The organism is Nonomuraea sp. NPDC049637 (genome assembly GCF_040675235.1).
In the GTDB taxonomy this organism is placed as follows: Bacteria; Actinomycetota; Actinomycetes; order Streptosporangiales; family Streptosporangiaceae; genus Nonomuraea.
Window position 1 is genome coordinate 1 of the sequence record NZ_JBFAOM010000081.1, and the last position, 22,188, is coordinate 22,188.

General features: G+C 72.0%; 22 protein-coding genes and 1 pseudogene. 14 read left to right on the forward strand and 9 right to left on the reverse strand.

Annotated features, from left to right (window positions below):
* On the reverse strand, positions 1-1,052 hold a 1,052-nt coding region (locus tag AB0J71_RS48080; RefSeq protein WP_364421019.1), incomplete at its 3' end, for a cytochrome P450.
* A gap of 287 nt (positions 1,053-1,339) precedes the next feature.
* On the opposite strand from AB0J71_RS48080, the pseudogene AB0J71_RS48085 reads away from it, so the two are divergent.
* Positions 1,340-1,603 (forward strand): annotated as a pseudogene (locus tag AB0J71_RS48085) (TniQ family protein); the annotation flags it as partial.
* A 110-nt stretch (positions 1,604-1,713) separates the two neighbouring features.
* On the opposite strand, the gene AB0J71_RS48090 reads toward AB0J71_RS48085, so the two are convergent.
* Positions 1,714-3,117 carry an alpha/beta fold hydrolase gene (locus tag AB0J71_RS48090; protein ID WP_364421021.1) on the reverse strand — a complete coding sequence of 468 codons (1,404 nt, stop codon included), beginning with the start codon at positions 3,115-3,117 and terminating at the stop codon, positions 1,714-1,716.
* A gap of 423 nt (positions 3,118-3,540) precedes the next feature.
* Here AB0J71_RS48090 and AB0J71_RS48095 point away from each other — a divergent pair, with 423 nt between their 5' ends.
* The 5 genes from AB0J71_RS48095 (at position 3,541) to AB0J71_RS48115 (ending at position 8,348) form a co-directional block, all read left to right on the forward strand.
* On the forward strand, positions 3,541-4,203 hold the full coding sequence (locus AB0J71_RS48095) for a DUF6461 domain-containing protein (protein WP_352325294.1): 663 nt from the start codon (positions 3,541-3,543) through the stop codon (positions 4,201-4,203).
* 166 nt (positions 4,204-4,369) lie between these two features.
* Positions 4,370-4,942, forward strand: coding sequence for a helix-turn-helix domain-containing protein (locus tag AB0J71_RS48100; protein WP_364421023.1), 573 nt, complete (start codon positions 4,370-4,372; stop codon positions 4,940-4,942).
* 563 nt (positions 4,943-5,505) lie between these two features.
* Complete coding sequence (locus AB0J71_RS48105; RefSeq protein WP_364421025.1) at positions 5,506-6,312, forward strand: class I SAM-dependent methyltransferase; 807 nt, start codon at positions 5,506-5,508, stop codon at positions 6,310-6,312.
* Between the two features lie 99 nt (positions 6,313-6,411).
* Positions 6,412-7,884, forward strand: coding sequence for an MFS transporter (locus AB0J71_RS48110; RefSeq protein ID WP_352325297.1), 1,473 nt, complete (start codon positions 6,412-6,414; stop codon positions 7,882-7,884).
* Positions 7,884-8,348 carry a MarR family transcriptional regulator gene (locus tag AB0J71_RS48115; protein WP_352325298.1) on the forward strand — a complete coding sequence of 155 codons (465 nt, stop codon included), beginning with the start codon at positions 7,884-7,886 and terminating at the stop codon, positions 8,346-8,348. Before AB0J71_RS48110 ends, AB0J71_RS48115 begins: the two co-directional genes overlap by 1 nt.
* Positions 8,349-8,369: 21 nt before the next feature.
* Here AB0J71_RS48115 and AB0J71_RS48120 read toward each other — a convergent pair whose 3' ends face one another.
* A complete protein-coding gene (locus tag AB0J71_RS48120; RefSeq protein ID WP_364421027.1) occupies positions 8,370-8,930 on the reverse strand; it encodes a GNAT family N-acetyltransferase in 561 nt (186 codons plus the stop codon).
* A 33-nt stretch (positions 8,931-8,963) separates the two neighbouring features.
* A complete protein-coding gene (locus tag AB0J71_RS48125; RefSeq protein WP_364421029.1) occupies positions 8,964-9,383 on the reverse strand; it encodes a MerR family transcriptional regulator in 420 nt (139 codons plus the stop codon).
* 54 nt (positions 9,384-9,437) lie between these two features.
* Here AB0J71_RS48125 and AB0J71_RS48130 point away from each other — a divergent pair, with 54 nt between their 5' ends.
* Entirely contained in the window at positions 9,438-10,388 is a 951-nt protein-coding gene (locus AB0J71_RS48130; protein WP_364421031.1) for an SDR family NAD(P)-dependent oxidoreductase, read from the forward strand.
* A 36-nt stretch (positions 10,389-10,424) separates the two neighbouring features.
* Here the strand turns inward: AB0J71_RS48130 and AB0J71_RS48135 are convergent, their stop codons facing one another.
* Positions 10,425-11,204, reverse strand: a complete 780-nt coding sequence (locus AB0J71_RS48135) for a hypothetical protein (RefSeq protein WP_364421033.1) — start codon at positions 11,202-11,204, stop codon at positions 10,425-10,427.
* Between the two features lie 105 nt (positions 11,205-11,309).
* Positions 11,310-11,744, reverse strand: coding sequence for a peptidase inhibitor family I36 protein (locus tag AB0J71_RS48140; RefSeq protein WP_352325303.1), 435 nt, complete (start codon positions 11,742-11,744; stop codon positions 11,310-11,312).
* Between the two features lie 125 nt (positions 11,745-11,869).
* On the opposite strand from AB0J71_RS48140, the gene AB0J71_RS48145 reads away from it, so the two are divergent.
* From AB0J71_RS48145 to AB0J71_RS48175, 7 genes are all read left to right on the forward strand, one after another.
* The gene (locus AB0J71_RS48145) at positions 11,870-12,355 is read left to right on the forward strand and encodes a MarR family transcriptional regulator (RefSeq protein ID WP_364421035.1); all 486 of its coding nucleotides are present in this window, start codon (positions 11,870-11,872) and stop codon (positions 12,353-12,355) included.
* Between the two features lie 79 nt (positions 12,356-12,434).
* Positions 12,435-13,874 (forward strand): MFS transporter, encoded by a 1,440-nt coding sequence (locus AB0J71_RS48150; protein WP_364421037.1) that lies wholly within the window; start codon positions 12,435-12,437, stop codon positions 13,872-13,874.
* Positions 13,875-13,907: 33 nt separating this feature from the next.
* Positions 13,908-14,384, forward strand: coding sequence for a TIGR03618 family F420-dependent PPOX class oxidoreductase (locus AB0J71_RS48155; protein WP_352325306.1), 477 nt, complete (start codon positions 13,908-13,910; stop codon positions 14,382-14,384).
* Between the two features lie 59 nt (positions 14,385-14,443).
* Positions 14,444-15,526 (forward strand): dihydrodipicolinate reductase, encoded by a 1,083-nt coding sequence (locus tag AB0J71_RS48160; RefSeq protein WP_352325307.1) that lies wholly within the window; start codon positions 14,444-14,446, stop codon positions 15,524-15,526.
* Positions 15,523-16,059 carry a carboxymuconolactone decarboxylase family protein gene (locus AB0J71_RS48165; RefSeq protein WP_352325308.1) on the forward strand — a complete coding sequence of 179 codons (537 nt, stop codon included), beginning with the start codon at positions 15,523-15,525 and terminating at the stop codon, positions 16,057-16,059. Before AB0J71_RS48160 ends, AB0J71_RS48165 begins: the two co-directional genes overlap by 4 nt.
* Position 16,060: 1 nt before the next feature.
* On the forward strand, positions 16,061-17,668 hold the full coding sequence (locus tag AB0J71_RS48170) for a GMC oxidoreductase (RefSeq protein WP_364421039.1): 1,608 nt from the start codon (positions 16,061-16,063) through the stop codon (positions 17,666-17,668).
* Positions 17,669-17,765: 97 nt separating this feature from the next.
* The gene (locus AB0J71_RS48175; RefSeq protein WP_364421041.1) at positions 17,766-18,749 is read left to right on the forward strand and encodes an alpha/beta hydrolase; all 984 of its coding nucleotides are present in this window, start codon (positions 17,766-17,768) and stop codon (positions 18,747-18,749) included.
* Positions 18,750-18,797: 48 nt separating this feature from the next.
* Here AB0J71_RS48175 and secD read toward each other — a convergent pair whose 3' ends face one another.
* From secD to AB0J71_RS48190, 3 genes are all read right to left on the reverse strand, one after another.
* Positions 18,798-21,035: a protein translocase subunit SecD gene (secD, locus tag AB0J71_RS48180; protein ID WP_364421043.1), complete on the reverse strand. Its 2,238-nt coding sequence runs from the start codon at positions 21,033-21,035 to the stop codon at positions 18,798-18,800.
* Between the two features lie 38 nt (positions 21,036-21,073).
* Positions 21,074-21,463 (reverse strand): hypothetical protein, encoded by a 390-nt coding sequence (locus AB0J71_RS48185; RefSeq protein WP_364392132.1) that lies wholly within the window; start codon positions 21,461-21,463, stop codon positions 21,074-21,076.
* Between the two features lie 55 nt (positions 21,464-21,518).
* The coding region (locus tag AB0J71_RS48190; protein WP_364421045.1) for an amidase family protein at positions 21,519-22,188 on the reverse strand (670 nt) is incomplete at its 5' end.

Genomic DNA, 22,188 nt, shown 5'->3' on the forward strand with positions numbered 1-22,188 from the left:
GGGTGGTCGAAGTGGGCGGGGTCGCGGTTGGCGGCGGGGAAGGAGAGCAGGACCCAGTCGTCGGCCTTCATGTCGACGCCGTTCCAGTGCATGTCGTCCTTGACGAGGCGGGCCATGGTGACGGGGGCGTAGGCGCGCAGGAACTCCTCCATGGCGGTGGGCAGCAGGGCGGGTTCGGCGACCAGGCGTTCGCGGTCGGCGGGCGTCCTGGCCAGGTGCCACAGGGACGCGCCGATCGCACTCCAGGTCGTGTCGATGCCGGCGATCAGCAGCAGCGTCATCGTCCCGACGACGTGGACGGGGTCCAGTTTCGCGCCGTTGAGCTCGGCGTCGAGCAGGTAGGTCGTGAGGTCGTCCCGCGGGTGGGCCAGGTGGTCGTGGATCTGCTCGACCAGGTAGGACGACAGCTCGGCGAAGCGCTCCAGCCGGTGCTCGGTGGGCTCGTTCACGCTTTCCAGGGCGTTCTCCACGAACCACCGGAACCGGTCGGCATCCTCGGGCGGGAAGCCCAGCATGTCGGCGATCACCCGCATCGGGACGTACTGGGCGTAATCGCGGGCCGCGTCCACGACCTCCCGCCCTTCCAGGCCGTCGATCAGCTCGTGACACAACGCCCTGGTGCTCGCCTCCCGCCTGGCGACCGCCGTCTTGGTGAAGGCCGGCAGCAGCAGCTTGCGGGCGTCGTGGTGGAAGGGCGGGTCGGACGAGATCGGCGGAACCCCGCCCGCCGGCGCGAGATCCCGGGGCGGCTTGAGGTTGCTCACGACGACCGCCCTGGAGGAGAACCGCTCGGTGTCGTAGGCGACGGCGGCGACGTCCTCGTACCGGGTGGGCAGCCACACCCCGCCGAACCGGTCGGTGTGCGCGATCGGGCAACGTTGCCGCAGGTCGTCCTGGATGGGGTACGGGTCGGCGGCCCACTGGGGGTCGACGTGGGAGAAGTCGGTGGCCCAGTCGGAGACCGGATCGGTGACGATCTCACTGACGGTGCCGCGCAGCCGGCTCCTGCGCGTCTCTTCCAGCTCCGGGCCGAAGCGGTCGTCCACGGTCATCTCGCAGCTCCATCCCTGACGTCGATGAACCGGTCGGAGTCGATCTGAGGTGAATCGCACCCTCACCCGAATTAAAAAAGCATTCATTTGATACGTCAAGACACCCCACGAACGATGTCCTTTGTCTGAGGCGCTTGCAGATGTCAGTACGGCGCCAGTCCTTCAAGTCGTGGGTCGATCGGATGGCCCTGCGGAACGGATCCCCGCCCTGAACGATCACCGAGGCGTCAGGGCTGGATGTGCGCGCGTCGAGTGACGTTCGTTCATTGGCGTACAGCGTCGTCACGATGCCGGAGGCGTGCAGGGCGATCGCGGCCGCCACAGGCCTGAGCTCCGAGATTGTCCGTGGGATGCACCTGGAGATGTTCGACGGCTCGGCCGTGGACCTGGCAAGCGTCCGCGTGGGCGACAAGGAGTCAGTCCGCCGGGCAGAGACCCGTGAGTGGGCGCAGCTCTTCGGCAGCCGGGCATGCCCGACCTGCCTCGCGGCTTCGGGCGGAGTGTGGCTGGCCTGGTGGAAGCTGGGCTGGGCCGCGGTTTGTCCCGCACATCGGACACTGCTGGTGGATCTCTGCCCGAGGTGCCGCCGTTGGCCCCAGCGTCGCCGCCGGGACATCGGGCCCGGCGACCTCTGGCGGGGCGCCGGGCCGGAAGCCGGTGGTCAGTCGGGGACTGGGCTGCCCTGGCAGCCGCTGTCGATCTTGCCCGTCTCGAAGTACCGCACCACGTCGGCGGCGCACTCGGGCACCCGGGTGGTCGACACGTGCACGTCGTCGGCGACCGTGTAGACGGTACCGCCGATGGCGCGCCGCGTCTGCAGCGTCCAGTCGTAGACGGACATGAACTCGTGCAGGTGCCCCGCCAGCACCAGTGACCCGCTGCTCCGCTTCAACGTGGCCTGCTGCGCCGGCAGGGGCCAGCCGGGACACATGGCGGGCAGTCCCCAGGAACGGCCGGTCGCCGGATGGCGCTTCACGAGCTGCTGGTAGTCACGCCAGGCGGTGTCGAAATTGGCCCGGCTGCTGTCCTCGTTGCACGCGACGGCCAGGTTCATGGTCCTGTTCAGCGTTTCGGGCGCGCCAGGCACGGGCGTCCCTATCCTCGGTGCGCCGAGCACCTCCTTGACGGCGGGCGGGGCGGTTGCGCCCGTCGCCGTCCGCAGTTCGGCCAGCGCCTTGCCCGCGCGCACCCACTCGGTCGAGTTGCGCCTGGCCAGGTCGGCGACGGCCGAGCCGTCGATCGGCCGCGGCAGGTCGGTGTAGGTCCTGGGACTCCTGTCGTACGTTCGGACCAGCTCCGCCACCTCCTCGCGCACCTTCCGCGCGGTGACGCCGAGACCGTAGGTCCCGTCGCGGCGGGCCAGCCAGGCGGCCATGCGCTCGAAGTCACGCTCGGCCGCGTCCGCGCTGTCCTTGGCGTGCTGGTCAACGCGTGTCCACGGCGGCGCCACGCTGTCCAGGAAGGCCCTTTCGGTGTGCCCGGGGAACAGGCTGCGGTACACCATGCCCAGATAGGTGCCCCAGGAGAAGCCGAGCAGGTTGAGCTTGCTCTCACCCAGCGCGGTCCGCACCAGGTCCACGTCCTTGGCCACGTTCTCGGTGGTGAGCTGTCCGAGGAAGGCGGAGTCGGAGCCTCCGCACTTCTGGTTGGCGGCGACCTGGGCGTCGTATATCTTCCTGGCCGCCTCCTTGGTCAGCGTGCCGGGCTCCGGCGGGCCTCCTGGCGCGAAGGGGCAGGCGACCTTGGTGCTGTTCCCGGCCCCGCGCGGGTCGAAGCCGATGATGTCGTATCGCCCGTTGAGCCTCGCCATCTCCTCGTTCCTGAGCGCGGCCCGCAGGACCGGGTCCAGGTATCCGCTGTTACCCGGCCCGCCCGGCAGGACGGCGATGGCACCGAGCCGGTGGGCCTCGTCCGTGGCGGCCAGCCGGGTCACCGCGATGTCGATCTTCCGCCCGGCGGGCTCACGGTGGTTCAGCGGGACGCTGACCGTCCCGCACTCCAGGCGCTTCATCACGGAGCGGAAAGCCGCGACCTTGTCCTCCGACACGCCCAGGCTGCGGATCACCTCATCGGAGTAGGCCGGACAGGATTTCCATTGCACGGAAGCCACGCCGGAACTTGAGCTGGGGTTCGCGCTCGTGCCGACGGCGGCGGCTCCCGCCGCGGAAGGATGCGTCACCAACCCCGCCAACGCCAAGGCCAGGGCAGGGAAGGAGCTTCGGAATGTCATGCGGGCCAGTAGTAGCGCAGCCGTAGTTTCCTGACCGTTTCCGTGAGGATGGTCGCCGATCAATGCACATGAGCAGGCCGGTGAGCAGCCGCACGACGTAGGGCGGGAGGCCGCCGGCGACGGCCCGGTTGCTGCCACAGGTGCCGCTCCTGGCCGCTGAAGGGTTACGCTCACGGGAGAGGGTTACATCGTCCCGAATCGAGCCCACTGAAGAAGCGCGAGCAGACAGGGCATCGAACCCATCGGTAGTTTCTGATCATGATCGAGGCCTTCTTCGCCGCTCATCCCGAGGTCCATGAGCAGGCCGAGACGTTCGAGAAGGTCCGCGCCACCGCGAGAACCCCCGGGGCGTCGCCGGAGGACTACGCCTGGGTGAAGGGCAGCGGGCTCGGCGAGATCTACACGATCGTCTTCGTCCGCGGGCTCGACGAGCATGAGGTGCTTCGCCGGATCGGGGCCGCGGACGAGGACATACGGCTGATCACGGACGAGGACCACTCCCAGCCGGAAGGGCCTGAGGTCATCACCGTGAGGCGCATCGGGGACTGGACTGTCGCCATCGAGGACTGTGGCTGGCGGGCCTCGCACATGGAGGTCCTCTGCCCGTTGTCCCGCGACGGCGGACAGGCGGTGGCGGTGCTGCGGCATGACTACGCCGCCCGGCACAGGCTCGCCTACGCCGTTGACGGCGAACACCTCACCGACATCGACCCGACCTTCCCCAGCCGAAGGCATGGCGAGGATCCTGATCGGCTCAATCGCCACCTTCGTGAGCTCGGCATCGATCCAGCCGCCGATGACCGCATCCAGAACGCCATCCCGGCGGCTCTGGCAATCGCCAGCCGGATCAGCAATGTCATGCTCACCCCGGAGCATCTTCGCCGCCCGGTCCTCGGCGCGGCCATACCCGGCGCCTACTGATCACCGACGGGCCGATCGTGCGCGCGGCATTCGCAGGGCCAGTTGGCATCAGATCGCTCGTCGGACGCAAGGGGGACTGCCGAGCACGGCTACGCCACCAACACGCAGTTTCAAGATCCAGTAGGTGTCTTGAGCATCTTCACGTGCTGGTCCTACCGTCGTGACCATGCGCCACATCGACGACGACGTGGACGTGCTCAAGGTCATGACCAGCCGGTTCCGAATGAAGCTTTTCAGCCTCCTGTTCCGGATCGGCCCGGTCACGGTGAGCGAGCTCGCCAGGCGGATGGACGCCGACCCCGGCCAGGTGAGCTACCACCTGCGGCAGATGCAGCCCCATGGGTTGATCGAGGACGTGCCGGAGCTGGCCCGGGACAGCCGGGAACGCTGGGTGCGGGCGGCTTTGAGCGGATGGGCCCTGGTGCGGGACTCCGAAGCCCCGGAGGCCAGAGCCGCGCTGCAGGCGTGGACTTCACAGTGGGTGATCGACCAGTTCGAGCGGCTGCGTGACTTCGAGCGCACATACATGACGCTTCCGGAGAACTGGCGCCACGCGTCCTTCGGCAGCAGCCGCCACCTACGGCTCACCCAGGATGAGCTCACGCAGCTCGCCGATCAGCTCAATGCCGTGTTGAAGCCGTGGCGCGAACTGACCCAGGCGCGCGTCGAATCGAGCGAGATTCCGCCGGACACCCGTCCGATCTTCATCTTCTACCACGCATTTCCCGAAGAGCCCTGAGGAGCCTTTCGTGCATCACTTGCAGGAAGAGCTCGTCCGCGCGGACTTGGCTGAGCGGCGAGCCGAGGCCGCACGCCTGCAGATGATCCCGCCGCGCTCGCGCCGGCGTGCTCTTCCAGGCCTCCGCGGGCGGCTCGCAGTCACTCTCCGCCGCCTCGCTGATCACCTCGAACCGGCCCTGGAGTCCCGAGGTCGCCAGCCGACCCGCTGAGGCCCGTGTGCTCCGGTATGACGAGCCCGAGCCAACGACCTTCGTACGCCCCTACGCGGGCCGAGGTGAGCGATCTCGGCCGGATTCTGTCAACTCCCATGACGTGAGCGGCGATTCTCCGAGGCCCATCGAGGCAGCAGTCGGCCCCGCGTGTCCGCCGGGCCGGGCAGACTGAGCGCTTCGATTGGCGGGATGGGCCGCTTGAGGCGAGTTCTGTGCATACGAGCAGCGAGGAGAGGCCACTTCGGCCCGGGTCGATCCGCTGCATTCGGTGGCGTGCGGGATGTCATGCCGTTTGCCTGCCTGACCAAGATCTGCCGTATGTCTGTGCCGCCGGGAATGCTGGGCCAAGATGGCCCGCATGTCTGACACGCCCGAAGATCACGTTGAGACCGCGACCCTCTCCGCACTCAACGACTACGACAGGATGGCTGAGGGGTACGCGGCCGAGAACGAAACCAGCCTCCTCAACGCGTACTACGAGCGGCCGGCGATGCTGGAGCTTGCCGGGAAGGTGACCGGAAGGCGCATCCTCGACGCCGGCTGCGGCGCAGGTCCCCTGTTCTCCGAGCTGCGCGATCGAGGCGCCATCGTGACCGGCGTCGACGCGAGCGCCGGAATGCTGGAGCAGGCCCGACGGCGGCTGGGCGCCGACGCCGATCTGCGGGTCGCCGACCTGGCCGGCCCACTGCCCTTCCCCGACGAGGCGTTCGACGACGTCATCGCGTCCCTGGTGCTGCACTACCTGGAAGATTGGGGCCCGACGCTGGCCGAGCTGAGACGCGTGCTGAAGCCTGGCGGCCGGCTTCTCGTCTCGGTGGACCATCCTTTCAGCGTCACCTTCTTTCAGCACATGGCCGGGGAGAAGCCCAAGTACTTCGAGACCCGCAGCCGGACCGACGAATGGACCATGGGCGGGCAGACCGTCCAGATGCGTTTCTGGGACCGGCCCCTGCACGCGATGACCGAAGCCTTCACTGCGGCGGGCTTTCGGATCAGCGTCATCAGCGAACCGCCGTTCGTGCCTGAAGCCCGCGAACTGTTCCCGGAGGAGTTCCGCGAGACCGAGCCCACTCGCACGCGGTTCCTGTGCTTCTTGTTCTTCGTTCTCGAAGCCAGTCAGGCCGTGTTTCACGAGGACGGGTCCTGTCGCCGGTGACCGTCCGGACGCCAGAGTCCGTACGGCGTTCCGGGGGCCGTACGGCGTTCCGAGGGGGTGGGGCGGACATGTGGTTAGTTATGCGAATATAATCGTTATATGCCTATAACGAGTAGAGCGCCCCTCTCCCCCGCCCCCGCGCTCAGCCCCCGCCGGCGGATGCTCGTGCTGGCCATCTGCTGCATGAGCCTGTTCATCGTCGGGCTGGACAACACGATCGTGAACATCGCGCTGCCGGCCATCCGCCGCGACCTCAACGCCTCCATGGCCGGCCTGCAATGGATCATCGACGCCTACACGGTGGTACTGGCGAGCCTGCTCATGCTGGCCGGCTCGACCGGCGACCGGGTCGGCCGCCGGCGCACGTTCCAGACGGGGCTGGCGCTGTTCACGCTCGGCTCGCTGATGTGCTCGCTCGCGCCCGGCCTCGGCTGGCTGATCGCGGCGCGGGCGCTGCAGGCCGTCGGCGGGTCCATGCTCAACCCGGTCGCCATGTCGATCATCACGAACACCTTCACCGAGCCGCGCGAGCGGGCGCGGGCCATCGGCGTGTGGGGCGCCGTGATCGGCGTCAGCATGGCGCTCGGGCCGCTGGTCGGCGGCACGCTGGTGGACTCGGTCGGCTGGCAGGCGATCTTCTGGATCAACATCCCGGTGGGGCTGGCCGCGTTCGCGCTGTGCGCGTTGTTCGTGCCCGAGTCGCGCGCGCCGCGCCCGCGCCGGGTGGACCCGGTCGGGCAGGTGCTGGTCATCGTGCTGCTGGCCACCCTGACGTACGGCTTCATCGAGGCGCCGGCGGCCGGCTGGGGGTCCCCGCGCACGCTGGGCTGCTTCGCGGTCGCGGCGCTGGCGCTGGCCGTCCTCGCACCGTACGAGCTGCGCCGCACCGACCCGCTGATCGACCTGCGCTTCTTCCGCAGCGCGCCGTTCACCGGGGCCACGGTCATCGCGGTGTCCGGCTTCGCCGCGCTGGCCGGGTTCCTGTTCGTCAACACCCTCTACCTCCAGGACGTGCTGGGCCTGTCCGCCCTGCACGCCGGCCTCTACACGCTGCCCATGGCCGGGCTCACCGTGGTCTGCGCGCCGCTGTCGGGACGGATCGTCGGGAACGCCGGGCCCCGCGTGCCGTTGGTGGTGGCCGGGGTCACCATGGCGGCCAGCGGCCTGATCATGACCGGGCTGGCGGCGGACACGCCGACCTGGCGGCTCATGGCCGCGTACGTGCTGTTCGGGGTGGGGTTCGGCATGCTGAACGCGCCGATCACCAACACCGCCGTGTCCGGCATGCCGCGCGCCCAGGCCGGCGTGGCCGCGGCGGTGGCCTCCACCAGCCGCCAGATCGGCCAGTCGCTCGGCGTCGCGGTCATCGGCTCGCTGGTCACCTCGGCCGTGGCCGGCCCGTTCGCCAGCGGGTTCCCGCAGGCCAGCCACGTCGGCTGGTGGATCGTCGCCGGGTGCGGGCTGGCCATCCTGCTGCTCGGTATCCTGACCACGACCGGCTGGGCCCGCCGCAGCGCCACCCGTACCGCCGAACGGCTCGCCCACGCTCCCGACAGAACGGCGGACGCTTGATGACCGACACCCCCGAAGGCCCCGGCAGTTCCGGGCACGACGCCGTGACCCGCGTCTGGGCGGCGATGTACGACCTCGTCCTGCGGCAGGAGGACCGCCGCAAGGAGGTGGCCGAGACGCTCGGCATGAGCTTCTTCCGGATCAAGGCGCTGCGCCGCCTGCTGGCCGGGCCGATGACCATGCGGGAGTTGACCGCCGAGCTGTCCACCGACAAGCCGTACACCACCCTGATGGTCGACGACCTGGAGCGGCGCGGCTACGTGACCCGCAGCGTCTCCCCCGACGACCGCCGCAGCAAGATCGTCACGCTGACTCCCGCGGGGACGGCCGCCGCCGAGGAGGCCGAGCGCATCCTGGCCCGCCCGCCGCGTTCCCTGCTGGCCCTGGACCCCGGCGACCTGGCCGCGCTCGACCGCATCATGGCCCTCCTGCTCACCCCGGAGGAACCGGCCCGCCGGCGGTGAGGCCGGGGCCGGCCGCGAGCGTCAGCCCTGGAACCAGGACAGGCGGGCGGCGCAGAGGGTCTGCTCGGCGCCGAACTCCTCGAAGGCGGCGACCGGCCGGAAGCCCAGGCGGGCGGCGAGTCTCAGCGACCGTTCGTGCGCGGTCCGGGTGACGATCACGACCGGCTGGTCGGGCAGCTCGCCCGCCGCGGCGCGCAGCGCGGCCGTCGCCGCCTCGTGGGCGAACCCGCTGCCCCATGCGGGGCGGCGCAGCACGTAGGACAGCTCCAGCTCCTCGCCGTCGCCGGTGACGTGCCCGGGACGGTCGGCCGCGCGGCGGTCGAGCGCCAGCGTCCCGAGGAGCCGGTCGGTGATGAGGTCCGCGATGACGTAGCCGCCCGGGGCGGCCGTGGCGGCGGCGGTTCCGGCGGCGTCGAGGAAACGTTCGACGTCGTCCCGCGGCCGCGGGCCGCCCAGGTGCTCGCGCACCTCGGGGTCGGTCATCAGCTCGACGAGACCGTCACGGTCGCCGTCGTGGGCCTTGCGCAGCAGCGGGCGTTCGGCGCGGATCTCCGTGGCGGACAGCGTGGGCAACCGGCTCATGGGTCCTTGATCCTAGGACAGCCGGGCCGCCGCTCAGGGCGAAGGCGTCGGCGACCAGACCCCGGCCGCGGTCCCGTCCCGGACGTGCCGGCGGTAGGCGACGACCTTGCCGTGGATGATGTCCAGGCTCGCCGTCAGGTCGGCGATCCGCTCGCGGACGGCCCGCTCGTGCTCCTCCAGCAGCGCGAGCCGCTCCGGCTCGTTGCCCGGCCCCGACCGTACGAGGTGGGCGAACCTGCGCAGGGTGGCGATCGGCATGCCGGACTCCCGCAGCCGGTTGCACAGCAGCAGCCACTCCACGTCGGCCCGGTCGTAGGCCCGCTGCCCGCCGGCCGTTCGCGGGATCGGGCGCAGGAACAGCTCCTCGCGCTCGAAGAAGCGCAGCGCGTGCACGCCGAGCCCGGTGGCCCGCGCGACGTCCCCGATGGACAGGCGGTCGGCGTCCCTGCTCATGGCACCTCGCCATAGTTTGACCTAGATTGCACTCTAGATTCTACGGTCGGGGGCATGGCACGTACACAACACAGGATCGGCTCGGGTTTCGGCGCGCACAGCACGGCCGACGACGTCCTGGCCGGCATCGACCTGTCCGGCAGGAACGTCCTGATCACCGGCGGCTACTCGGGCCTCGGCCTGGCGGCCACCCGTGCGCTGGTACGGGCGGGGGCGCACGTCGTCGTGCCCGCCCGCCGTCCCGGCGTGGCGCGGGACGCGCTGCGCGACCTCCCCCGCACGGAGGTGCGCGAGCTGGACCTGGCCGACCTCGGCAGCGTCCGCGCCTTCGGCGACGGCTTCCTGGAGACCGGCCGCAGGCTCGACATCGTCATCGGCAACGCGGGCGTCATGGCCTACCCCCACCGGCCGGTCGGCCCGGGCTGGGAGGCGCACCTGGCCATCAACCACCTCGGCCACTTCGCCCTGGTCAACCGGCTGCGCCCGGCGCTCGCCGGGGCCCGGGTGGTGTCGGTCTCGTCCTCGGGGCACTTCCTGTCCGACATCCGCTGGGACGACCCGCACTTCCGCCACGGCTACGACCACTGGACGGCCTACGGCCAGTCCAAGACCGCCAACGCCCTGTTCGCCGTCCACCTCGACGCCCTCGGCGCGGCCGACGGCCTGCGGGCCTTCGCCGTGCACCCCGGCAGCATCCTCACCCCGCTGCAGCGCCGCATCCCCCACGAGGAACAGGTCGCCCAGGGCTGGATCACGGCCGACGGACGCCGGGCCGACGGCTTCAAGACCCCGGAACAGGGCGCGGCGACGGCGGTGTGGGCGGCCACGTCACCCCTGCTGGACGCGCACGGCGGCGCCTACTGCCAGGACTGCGACCTGGCCGAGCCGGCGACGGGCGACGACATGCTGATCGGCGGCGTCAAACCCTGGGCCCTCGACCCCGACTCCGCGGCCCGCCTGTGGAAACTCTCCGCCGACCTGACCTGCGAAGCCGCGTACTCCTGACCTCCGAAGCCGCGTCTCCTGACCGTCCGAAGCCGCCTACCCTGACCGCCGAAGCCGCCTGCTTCCGACCGCCCGGCTCACCGGTGGCGGCCGGGCCCGAGCAGCAGCGCGACCGCCGCCGCGAGCACGGGGATCGCCACGGCCAGCAGGACGATCGAGCTCCACGGCGTCTCGAACGGCACCCGCGGCGCCGGGTCCCAGTCCACCGAGGTCGTGAAGGGCCAGTACGTCCGTTCCGGGCAGTTCCTCCCGGACGGCGGCGCTCCCGAGCGCCGGTCGTGCGGGATCGAGCCGCACGACGAGCGCCCCCGGCCGCGCCTGCGGGACGTACTGCGCCCTGGACTGCGCGATCCCGGCCGCAGCGATGGTCGCCACCGCGACGGCGAAGGCCGTGGCGATTATGGTCGCGGCCACCGCGGGGGCCGTCCGCGCGCGCCGGTCGGCCAGGTGCCGGGCCGAGAGCCGCAGGGCCACCGGAAGCCGGGCGCCGCCCTGCCCGACCACGCCCAGCAACCAGGGGACGAAGGGGCCGAGCCCGAGGACGAACGTCGCGGCGCCCACGATGGCCGCCAGCAGGGTGAGCGTGGATCCGAAGTCGTCATAGTGCACGTCCTCGTGCGTCGACCAGGCCACCAGCGCCATCACCGTGAGCCCGGCCGCCGCCACCCACCCGCCGGCGACCAGATGGCCGGAGTGCATCCGGCCGTGCCGCCCGCGCGGAGCGGTCTCCGCGGCGAAGATGGTCGCGCCGCAGGCCGGCATCACGAGCACGCCGATCAGCACCAGGAGGAAGATGAGGGAGGCGAGGTCCGACATGGAGGGAGCGTACGGGCGGAACGATCATCGCGACACCCCCACGGGCCGGGAACGGCGACGGCCGGCCGCCGCGGGGTTCGCGGGGCCGGCCGGAGGGTTCGAAGGTCAGCCGTGGGAGTCGGTGGTCGCGGCGCGCTTGATGCTCAGCTCGTCGCCGCCGATGGAGCAGGAGGGGCCGTTCGGGCCGCCGAAGCGGACGGAGTCGAAGAAGTCGCGGAAGGTGATGTAGAAGTTGCCCTTGCCGCGCGGGCCGGTGACGGCCGAGCAGCCGCCGTAGTCGGCCTCGGAGTAGAGATGGATGAGCGTGTCGGTGCGGTTCCAGTCGGACTTGGCGCGGTCGCCCATGCCCAGTGCCGCCAGGTTGGCCGTGCTCGCCTGGAGCTGGACGATGTCGCCGGTGCCGTCCAGACCGGAGAACAGGCAGTAGTTGCCCTCCTGGCAGCGGTCGTATCCCGTCGCGGCCTGCGCGGGGGACGCCACTGCGGCCAGCGCGGCCACGGCGATCGGTAACGCCAGAACGTGAAACTTCTTGCCCACCATGCCTCCATGGACGAAACTTTCCTTCGGTCCGAACATACCCAGTGAGATCAACTTGCGCTAGACCGTCAGGGTGCACGTTCTTCAGCGGATAATCCGCTACGGGATGAGTTGGTAGCCTCGGTGACATGACTTCGATGGCGCCCTCGCGTACCGAGCACGACCTGTCGTTCCTGCTCGACCACACCAGCCACGTGCTGCGCACCCGGATGGCGGCGGCCCTGGCCGAGCTGGGGCTGACCGCGCGCATGCACTGCGTGCTCGTGCACGCCCTGGAGGAGGAGCGCACGCAGATCCAGCTCGCCGAGATCGGCGACATGGACAAGACCACGATGGTGGTCACCGTCGACGCCCTGGAGAAGGCCGGGCTGGCCGAGCGGCGGCCGTCGAGCACCGACCGGCGGGCCCGGATCATCGCCGTGACGGAGAAGGGCGCCCAGGTGGCGCGGCGCAGCCAGGAGATCGTGGACGGCGTGCACGCCGCGGCCCTCGGCTCGATCCCGGACGACGAGCGGGAGGTGCTGGTACGCGCCCTGAACCGGCTGGCCACCGGCCACCTGGAGACCCCGGCCGAGGCTCCCCAGCCGGTCCGGCGGGCGAGGGAGCGCAGCTGAAAAGTTCCGTGAGATATCGTCTGTAACGGAACTATCTGCTACGGTCTCTCCTGTTGCACCCCTTGAACAGGAGACGACCATGTCCCTCACCTCCCGGCGCACCGCCCTGGCCGTGTTGTCGACGTCCGCCTTGATGACCATCCTCGACGGCAGCATCGTCACCGTGGCCATGCCCGCCATCCAGCGCGACCTCGGGTTCTCCCCCGCCGGGCTGAGCTGGGTCGTCAACGCGTACCTGCTCGCCTTCGGCGGGCTGCTGCTGCTCGCCGGACGGCTCGGCGACCTCGTGGGCCGCCGGACGATGTTCCTGGCCGGGAACGCGGTGTTCACCGGCGCGTCCCTGCTGGCCGGCGTGGCGAACAGCGAGGGCCTGCTGATCGCCGCCCGTTTCCTGCAGGGCGTCGGCAGCGCGATGGCCTCGGCCGTCGTGCTCGGCATCCTGGTGACGCTGTTCACCGAGCCGCGCGAGCGGGGCCGGGCGATCGCGGCCTTCAGCTTCACCGGCGCAGCCGGCGCGTCGATCGGGCAGGTGCTCGGCGGCGTGCTCACCGACGCGCTGAGCTGGCACTGGATCTTCTTCATCAACCTGCCGATCGGGCTGGCGACGATCGTGCTGGCGCTGCCCGCGCTGCCCGCCGACCGGGGCCTCGGCCTCGCGCGAGGCGCCGACGTGACCGGCGCGCTGCTGGTCACCTCGGGCCTGATGCTGGGCATCTACACCGTGGTCAAGGTCGAGGAGCACGGCTGGCTCGCCGCGCACACCCTGGCGTTCGGCGCGGTGTCGCTGGCCCTGCTCGCCGGCTTCTTCCTGCGCCAGGCCACCGCGCGCACGCCGCTGATGCCGCTGCGCGTGCTGCGCTCCCGCAACGTGGCCGGGGCCAACGTCGTGCAGATGCTGGCGCTGTCGGCGATGTTCGCCTTCCAGATCATCGTCGCGCTCTACATGCAGAAGGTGCTCGGGTACGGCGCCCTCGCCACCGGGCTGGCGATGCTCCCGGCGGCCGTGGCGATCGGCGGCGTGTCGCTGTTCGTGTCGGCGCGGCTGAGCGCCCGCTTCGGCGCGCCGGCCGTGCTGCTGGCCGGGCTGGTGCTGCTGCTGGCCGCGATGGCCTGGCTCACGCGGGTGCCGGTGGACGCCGACTACGTCACCGACCTGCTGCCGGTCATGGTGCTGATCGCGGGTGGCGGGCTGGCGCTGCCGGCGCTGACCACGCTCGGCATGTCGGCCGCCCGCGCGGACGACGCCGGCCTCGCCTCGGGGGTGTTCAACACCACCCAGCAGATCGGCATGGCGCTGGGCGTGGCCGTCCTGAGCACGCTGGCGGCCTCCCGTACGCAGGAGCTGCGCGCCGGCGGGGCGGCCGAGGCGGCGGCGTTGACCGGCGGCTACCACCTGGCCTTCGCCACCTCGGCGGGGCTGCTCGCGGCGGCCGTCGTGGTCGCCCTAGCCGTCCTGCGGCGTCCCCGCGCCGCCGCGTCCGCCGAGGCGTCGCGGCTCGACGAGCCCGCCGCCCGCTGATCCCCCTTCCACCGCGAAACGGAGCTGATCATCATGACCGAGCCCGCCTACGGACCCGGACAGGGCCCCGGCGCCCGCCCCCTCACCGAGGACGAACTGCTGCGCATCCTCGCCCGCCAGCCCTTCGGCGTGCTGGCGACGCTCAGGCGCGACGGCCGCCCGCACCTGGCCTCGATGGCCCTGCGCTGGGACGCCGCCGGACGCGTCCTGCGCATCTCCTCCGCCGAGGGCCGCGTCAAGGTGCGGCACCTGCTCGCCGACCCGCGGGCGACGGTGCACCTGCAGGGCGACGACGTCCTGTCGTACGCCGTCGCCGAAGGACGGGCGGAGGTCTCCGAGCCGTCGCTCACCCCCGGCGACGCCACCGGACGCGAGCTGCTGGAGATGGCCGGTGGCTTCCCCGACCCGGCGGACGAGGCCGCCTTCCTGGCGGAGATGGCCAGGGCCCGCCGCCTGGTCATCAGGATCCGGGTGGACCACCTGTACGGCATCGCCCTCGACGCCGCCTGACCGGCGCCCCCGGTTGCCGGGCCCTGTACACCAAACCAAGCGCTTGCTACGCTCCGCCCATGACGTCCACCGTGGTGTGGGGTACCGGCAACGTCGGCCGCGCCGCCATCAGGGCCGTGGAGGCCCATCCCGACCTCAGTCTCACCGCCGTCGTCGTGCATTCCCCCGACAAGGCCGGCCGCGACGCCGGGGAGCTCGCCGGGCTCGGCCGCGACCTCGGCGTCACCGCCACGGACGACGCCGCCGCCGTCCTGGCCGCCCGCCCGAGGGCCGTCGTGTACGCCGCCTCCGGCGACCTGCGTCCCGACGACGCCCTGGCCGACGTCCTGCGGGCCGTCCGGGCCGGCGCCGTCGTCGTCACGCCCTCCCTGTACGCCCTCTACGACCACCGCGGCGCCCCGCCCGAGCTGCGCGACCAGGTGCTGGCCGCCGTCGCCGAGGGCGGCGGCTCGCTGTTCGCCTCCGGCATCGACCCCGGCTGGGGCAACGACCTGCTGCCCCTGCTGCTCAGCGGCCTCGGCTCGGTCGTGGACGCCATCCGCTGCCAGGAGATCTTCGACTACTCCGGCTACGACCGCCCGGACGCCGTCCGGTACATGGTCGGGATGGGCCAGCCCATGGACTACGAGCCGCCGATGATCGCGCCGACCGTCCCGTCCATGGTGTGGGGCGGGCAGGTACGGCTGATGGCGCGGGCCCTCGGCGTCACGCTGGAGGAGATCCGCGAGGTCGTGGAGCGGCGGCCGCTGGACCGCACGGTCACCACCGCCGGCATGGGCGACTTCGAGGCCGGCACCCAGGGCGCGGTGCGCTTCGAGGTGCAGGGCGTCGTCGAGGGCGAGCCGCGCATCGTGATCGAGCACGTCACCCGCATCCACCCCGCCTGCGCCCCCGACTGGCCGCTGCCCCCGGACGGCGGCGACGGCGCCCACCGGGTCATCGTCGAGGGCCGCCCGCGCATCGAGGTCACGATCGAGGCCACCGACGAGGGCGGCAGCCGTTCGGCGGGCGGGAACGCCACCGCGGCGGGCCGGCTGGTGAACGCCATCGACTGGCTCGCCGCCGCGCCGCCCGGCCTGTACGACGCGCTCGACGTCCCGCTGCGTCCCGCGTCCGGCCGGCTCGGAAGGAAGAACCCATGATCGTCGACGTTCCGGGCGGCAAGGACCCGATCGCCTACGTCTGGGGCGAGCTGGTCCCCGGCATCGGGACCGCCGCCTCGAAGTTCTCCATGGCCGTCTACGCCCACACCACGCTGGGCCTGCGCGAGTTCGAGGCGGCCCGGCTGCGGATCGCGCAGATCAACGGATGCGTCTTCTGCCTCGACTGGCGCACCGAGCGCGACGGCGTCAAGGTCGAGGACGGCTTCGCCGACGCGGTCGCGGACTGGCGCGCCACGGACGCCTTCGACGCGCGCACCCGGCTCGCCGCCGAGTACGCCGAGCGCTACGCCCTGGACCATCACGGGCTCGACGAGGAGTTCTGGTCCCGGATGACCGAGCACTACAGCCAGAACGAGATCGTGGAACTGAGCATGAGCATCGGTTCCTGGTGGGCCTTCGGCCGGCTCAACCACGTGCTGGGCCTGGACACGGCCTGCATGCTGACCGGCGGCCCGGCACCCTCCGTCCGACCGACCGAGTCCGCGTCAGACCGACCGAGCGAGGGCACGTGACATGAACACCAGCCGCCGCACCTTCATCGCCGGAACCGCCTCCCTCCTGGGCGCCGCCGCACTGCCCGGCCGCGCCGCCGCCACCGCCACCGCCGCTGCCGGCGACGGGCCGATCGCCGACGGCGCCCGCGTGCCCGTCCTGGTGATCGGCACCGGGTACGGCGGCTCGGTGGCCGCCCTGCGCCTGGCCCAGGCGGGCGTCGAGGTGCACATGATCGAGATGGGCATGGCCTGGGACACGCCCGGCTCGGACGGCAAGATCTTCTGCAACACGCGCGAGCCCGACTATCGCTCCTACTGGCTGCGCACCAGGACCAAGGCGCCGCTCAACTACTTCCTCGGCTTCCCCATCGACCGGGACATCCCCCGCTACACCGGCATCCTGGACGCCGAGGAGTTCGCCGGCATCACGGTCTACCAGGGCCGCGGCGTCGGCGGCGGCTCGCTGGTCAACGGCGGCATGGCCGTCACGCCCAAGCGGGAGAACTTCGCCGCCGTGCTGCCGTCGGTCGACGCCGACGAGATGTACGGCGTCTACTACCCGCGCGCCAACTCCGGCCTCGGCGTCGGCCTGGTGGACCCGGCCTGGTTCGACAGCACCGCGTGCTACCAGTACGCCCGCGTGGGCCGCAAGCACGCCCAGCGCTCCGGCTTCCCGTTCACCTTCGTCCCCGACGTGTACGACTGGGACTACATGAAGCAGGAGGCGGCCGGCACGGCCACCCAGTCGGCGCTGGCCGGCGAGATCCTCTACGGCAACAACCACGGCAAGAAGTCCCTGCAGAAGACCTACCTGGCGCGGGCCCGCGCGACCGGCAGGGTGACGATCTCGCCGCTGCACCAGGTCACCTCGGTCGCCCCGGCGGCGGGCGGCGGCTACACCGTCCGGATCGACCAGCTGGCCACCGACGGCTCGGTCACCGCCGCCAAGACCGTCACTGCCGCCCGGGTGTTCTTCGCCGCGGGCAGCGTCGGCACGAGCAAGCTGCTGGTCAGGCTGAAGGCCACCGGCGCGCTGCCGGGTCTGAACGACGAGGTCGGCCAGGGCTGGGGCGACAACGGCAACGTCATGTGCGGCCGGGCCAACCACCTGTGGGACCCGACCGGCAAGCTGCAGTCGGCCATCCCGTGCGCGGGCATCGACAACTGGACGGCCGGGGGCGCGTTCGCCGAGGTGGCGCCGCTGCCGACCGGGATCGAGACGTACGCCTCGTTCTACCTGTCGATCACCAACACCCCGCGCCGCGCGCAGTTCTCCTGGAACGCCGCGACCGGCAAGGTGGACCTGAGCTGGCAGACCGCCTGGAAGCAGACGTCCATCGACATGGCGAAAACGATCTTCGATAAGATCAACGCCAAGGAGGGGACGATCTACCGCACCGACCTGTTCGGCGTGTACAAGATCTGGGGCGACCACCTCACCTACCACCCGCTCGGCGGCGCGGTGCTCAACAGGGCCACCGACAACTACGGCCGCCTGACCGGGCACCCCGGCCTGTACGTCATCGACGGCTCGCTGATCCCCGGCAACACCACGGTGAACCCGTTCGTCACCATCACGGCGCTGGCCGAGCGGAACATCGAGAAGATCATCGCCACCGACCTTTAACGCAGGGTTTGCCGAAACGGCAACGGAGTTGGCGGGCCGCGGCACGGGCCGCGCATGATCCTGGTGACAGGCCAGGACTCATGTGCGTGGAGGAACGATGTCGCAGCTCACCCCGGTCGCCGAGGGCGTCCACCGCCTGGTGCCCTCCCCCGCCGGCCGGGTCCATCTCGTGGAGGCGGGGCAGGGGCCGCTGGTGTTGCTGGTGCACGGCTTCCCGGAGTCCTGGTACTCCTGGCGGCACCAGCTCCCGGCGCTGGCCGCCGCCGGGTACCGGGTGGTGGCGGTGGACGTGCGCGGCTACGGCCGCTCGTCCAAGCCGGCGGACGTGGCCGCGTACCGGATGACCGAGCTGGTCGAGGACGGCGTGGCGGTGGTGCGGGCGCTGGGCGAGCGGACGGCGGTGATCGTCGGCCACGACTGGGGCTCCTCGATCGCGGCCCACAGCGCCCTGCTGCGGCCGGACGTCTTCCGCGCGGTCGCCATGCTCAGCGTGCCGTACACGCCGCGCGGCGGGCCGCGTCCCACCGAGACGTTCGCCGCCATGGGCGGGACGGACGAGTTCTACGTCAGCTACTTCCAGACGCCCGGCCGGGCCGAGGCCGAGATCGAGCCGGACGTCCGGGGCTGGCTGGCGGGCACGTACGCGGCCCTGTCCGCCGACACCAAGCCGGGCCCGGACGCGCCCCACCCGCTGTTCGTGGCCCCGGGCGGCAGGATGCGCGACCGGTTCCCGGCCGGCGGCCCGCTGCCCGGCTGGCTGAGCGAGACCGACCTCGACTTCTACGCCGCCGAGTTCGAGCGCACCGGCCTGACCGGCGCGCTGAACCGCTACCGCAACATGGACCGCGACTGGGAAGACCTCGCGCCCCACGACGGCGCGCCCATCGTCCAGCCCTCGCTGTTCGTCGGCGGCGCGCAGGACGACACGACCCAGTGGCTGTCCGGCGCGATCGACGCCTTCCCCACCACCCTGCCCGGCCTGGTCTCCTCCCGCCTCCTGGACGACTGCGGCCACTGGATCCAGCAGGAACGGCCCGACGAGGTCAACGCCATCCTCCTGGACTGGCTGACCCGGCTCTGACCCGCGGCGCCGCGGGCCCGCCCGCGCGAGGCGGGCCCGCGGCGCCGGTCACAACACGGCTCCCGAGCCCTCGCGGGGCCGCCGGGCGGCCTTGGGCGCGGGCGGCTGGGGGGCCGGACGGCGGTCGTAGCGGGCCAGCCCGATGGCCGCAGGGCCGGCCACGAACGACGACGTCAGCGTGCCCACGACGATGCCGGTGACCAGCGCGATCGCGAAGTCACGCAGCGAGTCGCCGCCGAAGACGGCCAGCGCGACCAGCACGAACAGCGCGCCGAGCCCGGTGTTGACGGTCCGCGGCACGGTCTGCAGGATCGCCGTGTTCACCGCCTCGGCCAGCGGCGCGGTGCGGCGGGCGGCCCACAGCTCGCGCACCCGGTCGAACACCACCACCTTGTCGTTGACCGAGTAGCCGACCACGGTCAGCATCGCGGCGAGGAACACGCCGTCCACCGGCTTGCCGAGCCAGGCGAACAGCCCGATCACCACGGCCAGGTCCACCAGCAGCGCCAGCACGGTCGCCGTGCCGAACGTCCAGCGGAAGCGCACCGCCAGGTAGAGCAGCTGCGCCGCCACGGCCACGCCGAGCGCGATGACGGCGTTGCGGCGCAGCTCCTCGCCCAGCGTGGGGCCGATGAACTCGTCGCGCGCCTTGCTCACCTCGCCGCCCTGGCCCTCCAGCGCGGCCTGGATCCTGGCCGGGTCGAGCTGCCCCGCGCGCACGGTCACGCCGTCGGCGGCGGCCTGCACGACCGCGCCCGGATAGCCGGCCTCGCTCACGAGCCGCCGGGCGGTGTCGGCGTCGACCGGCCTGGAGGTGCCGAACTCCACGAGCCGGCCGCCGGTGAACTCGACCCCGAAGTCGAGGCCGCGGGTGAACAGCCCGGCCAGCGCCGCGACGACCAGGCCGCCCGCGACCGCCAGCCACAGTTTCCTGGCCTTCATGAGCTGGGGGTTCCGGCGGGCCAGCCACGTACGGACCGCGCCCGGTGAGCCGAGCCCCGACAGGCGCGGCCCGATCCGGCCGATGACGGCATGGGTGAGCACGCGGGTGATCAGCATGGCCGACACCAGCGAGGCCAGCACGCCGATCGCCAGCGTCACGCCGAACCCCTTGACCGGGCCGGAGGCCAGCCCGAACAGCAGCGCGGCGGCGATGAGCGTGGTGACGTTGGAGTCGGCGATGGCGCTCCAGGCGTTCTTGAACCCCCGGTTCAGGGCCGGGGCGAGCCCGCGGGCCGGGGCCAGGCCGTACTCCTCCCTGGCGCGTTCGAAGACAAGCACGTTGGCGTCGACCGCCATGCCGATGGCCAGCACGAACCCGGCCAGGCCGGGCAGCGTGAACGTCGCGCCCATCGCGACCAGCGCGGCGTAGGAGATCAGGCCGTAGCAGGTGAGCGCGATGGCGGCGAGCAGGCCGGACAGGCGGTAGATCACGACGATGAACAGGGCGGTCAGCACCAGCCCGGCGATCGCGGCCTTGACGCTGGCCTCGATGGCGTCGGCGCCCAGCGTGGGGCCGACCGTCCGCTGCTCGACCAGGTCGAGCGGCACGGGCAGCGCGCCGCCCTTGATCAGCACGGCCAGGTCGCGGGCCTCCTCGTGGGTGAAGGACCCGGTGATCTCGGTGTTGCCGCCGGGGATGCCGGCGCCGCACGGCACGGACGGGTCGAGCTGCGGCGAAGAGATGATCTTCTTGTCGAGCACGATGGCGACGCGCCGCTTCGGGTCGCCCGCCGGCTGGCAGGCGGCCGCGCCGGTCATCCGCTGCCAGGCGTCGGCGTCGCGGAAGTCGACCGTGACCGACCAGCCGGGGCCGCGCTGCGGGTCGCTGCGCTCGGTGGCGTCGCTGACGCCGTCGCCGCTGATCGCCGCCGGGCCGAGCGCGAGCGGGCTGCCGCTCTCGTCGGGCAGCGCGGTGGCGTCCCCGGCCTTGCCAGGACCGGTGACCGGGTGGAAGGCGAGCTGGGCGGTGCGGCCGATGACCTCGGCCGCCTTGCTCGGGTCGAGCACGCCGGGCAGCTCGACGATGATCCGCTTCTCGCCGGAGCGGGCCAGCGTGGGATCGACGACCCCCAGCGCGTCCGCCCGGCGGCGGAGCACGTCGAGGGCGCGGTCGGTGGCCGAGGAGTCGGCCGTGACCGTCGGGGAGTCTCTGGCCTCGAAGACGAGCTGGGTACCGCCGCGCAGGTCGAGGCCGAGGCGTGGCGTGGCGGTGAGGGACAGGATGATCGAGGTCGCGATGACGGCGAACGCCGCCAGCGCGCGCCACATGGGCGCACGTGACATGAGGCCTCCACAGGCTCAGGTGTGCGGAAGAGGGATCTTCAGAGCACTGTGGAGGGAGGCGCGCGGGCCGCCGCCGCGCCGCCGGGGCGGTCGGCGGCGACACGGACGGCGGGCCGCCGTACGACGGCCGACCAGACGTGGAGCGACCGGGCCGGGGCCGCGGCGGGCAGCGCCTGCCCGCCGGGCCCGGCCTGGTCGTGCCCCGCCTGCCTGACCTGCGCGAGCGGAGGCGGCGGCGGGGTGGAGCCGAGCTGGGCGACGGCGAGCCGGTCGGCCGCCGCCTGGACCGCCGTGACCTGCTCGACGGCCTGCGTGACGGCCTGTGTGACGGCCGGGGCGGCGACCTGGGCGGCGACCTCGGCATGGCCCGTCGCGGGGAGCAGCCACGACAGGACGAGAAGCAGCGCGGCGGGCAGCCTGGTGCGCACCTCGCCTCCTTCCCGTCGTGGCCGTCGCCCCTACCGTAGCCCGCCGCCGGGCCGCTCAGGGCAGGGTGCGCAGGTACGCCGGGGGTTTGCGGACCTGAGTGGCCTGCTCGAAGGCGTATCCGAGGGCGATCAGGGACGGCTCGGAGAAGCGCCCGCCGAAGAACGTGACGCCGAGCGGCAGGACGTCCCTGGCGTACCCGGCCGGGACGGTGACCGCCGGGTAGCCGGAGATCGCCGAGGGGGCGGAGGAGGAGACGAAGCCGGTGAAGTCGTCGCCCTTGGTCAGGTCGGTCAGCCAGGCGGCGTGGTTGGTGGGGGCGAGCAGCGCGTCCAGGCGGCCGGCGGCCATCGCCGAGTCGATCGCGCGGCGGGCCAGCGTGGTGGCCCGGTCGCGGAGGGCGCGGTAGGCGGGGTCGTCCAGGTCGCCGGTGGTGGCCTGGGCCTGCTCGAAGACCTCCTGGCCGAAGTACCGCAGCTCGGTCCCGGCGTGCCGGCGGTTGAAGTCGATCAGTCCGGCCAGGTCGGCGGGGTGCCGTCCGGGGGTGGCGGCCAGGTAGGCGTTCAGGTCGTGCTTGAACTCGGTCAGCAGCGCCGGGAACTCGGCCTCGCCGGCCTGGTCCACGCCCTCCAGCTCGACGTCCACCACGGTCGCCCCGCGGGCCTTGAGGGTGGCGACGGCGGCGTCCAGGGCGGCGCGCACCTCCTGGTTGTCGCCCGCGACCGAG